Here is a 1,307-nt window from a genome sequence, read left to right as displayed (position 1 = left end):
AGCGCCTGGGCCTGCGCATGCGCGAAGGCGCTTGATTCGGGTGTCGATGACGTCGGGGCGGCCGATCAGGATCGGGAACGCCAGCTCCTCGTCGATCACCGTCTGCACCGCGCGCAGCACGGTCTCTTCCTCGCCCTCGGCGTAGACCACGCGCTTGCGGTCGGCGCGGGCGCGGTCGTACACCGGCTTCATCAGCAGGCCGGTGCGGTAGATGTACTGGCTGAGCTTTTCCTCGTAGGCGTCCATGTCGACGATCGGACGCGCAGCCACGCCGGACTCCATCGCCGCCTTGGCCACGGCCGGGGCCAGCATCACCAGCAGGCGCGGGTCGAACGGGCGCGGGATCAGGTATTCGGGGCCGAACGTGGGCACGTCCCCGCCATAAGCGCTACCGAGGTCGGACGACTCCATCCGCGCCAGCGCCGCGATCGCGCGCACGCAGGCCAGCTTCATGTCCTCGTTGATCACCGTCGCGCCGACGTCGAGCGCGCCGCGGAAGATGTAGGGGAAGCACAGCGCGTTGTTGACCTGGTTCGGGTAGTCCGAACGGCCGGTGGCGACGATGCAGTCCGGACGCACGGCCTTGGCGTCTTCCGGCAGGATTTCCGGATACGGGTTGGCCAGCGCCAGGATGATCGGCTTGTCGGCCATGGTCGCGACCATCTCCGGCTTGAGCACGCCGCCGGCGGACAGGCCGAGGAAGATGTCGGCGCCGGCGACGATGTCGGCCAGGGTGCGCTTGTCGGTGTCGCGCGCGTAGCGCTCCTTGTCCGGGTCCATCTTGCCGCGGCCGGTGTAGAGCACGCCGTCGCGGTCCACCGCGAGGATGTTCTCGGGCTTCAAACCCAGCGCCACCAGCATGTCCAGGCAGGCGATGCCGGCCGCGCCGGCGCCGCTGGTGGCCAGCTTCACCTGGCCGATGTCCTTGCCGACGATTTCCAGCGCGTTGAGCACGGCGGAACCGACGATGATCGCGGTGCCGTGCTGGTCGTCGTGGAACACCGGGATCTTCATCCGCTCGCGCAGCTTGCGCTCGACGATGAAGCACTCCGGCGCCTTGATGTCTTCGAGGTTGATGCCGCCGAAGGTCGGTTCGAGCGAGGCGATGATGTCGACCAGCTTGTCGGGATCGCGCTCGTCGATCTCGATGTCGAACACGTCGATGCCGGCGAACTTCTGGAACAGCACGCCCTTGCCTTCCATCACCGGCTTGCCGGCGAGCGGGCCGATGTCGCCCAGGCCCAGCACCGCGGTGCCGTTGCTGATGACTGCGACGAGGTTGCCGCGCGCGGTGAGCTCGCTGGCGG

General features: G+C 68.2%; 1 protein-coding gene. It reads right to left on the bottom strand.

Features of this window, described 5'->3' with window-relative positions; genetic code table 11:
• Nucleotides 1–1,307 (bottom strand): phosphate acyltransferase (locus tag ABZY20_RS37205; RefSeq protein ID WP_356447959.1); only part of this gene is annotated, 1,307 nt, incomplete at both ends.

The sequence above is a fragment of the Streptomyces sp. NPDC006624 genome, from assembly GCF_040611555.1.
GTDB lineage: Bacteria > Actinomycetota > Actinomycetes > Streptomycetales > Streptomycetaceae > Streptomyces.
Note: the sequence above shows the minus strand (reverse complement) of the source record. Positions and strands in the feature narration are given on the sequence as shown.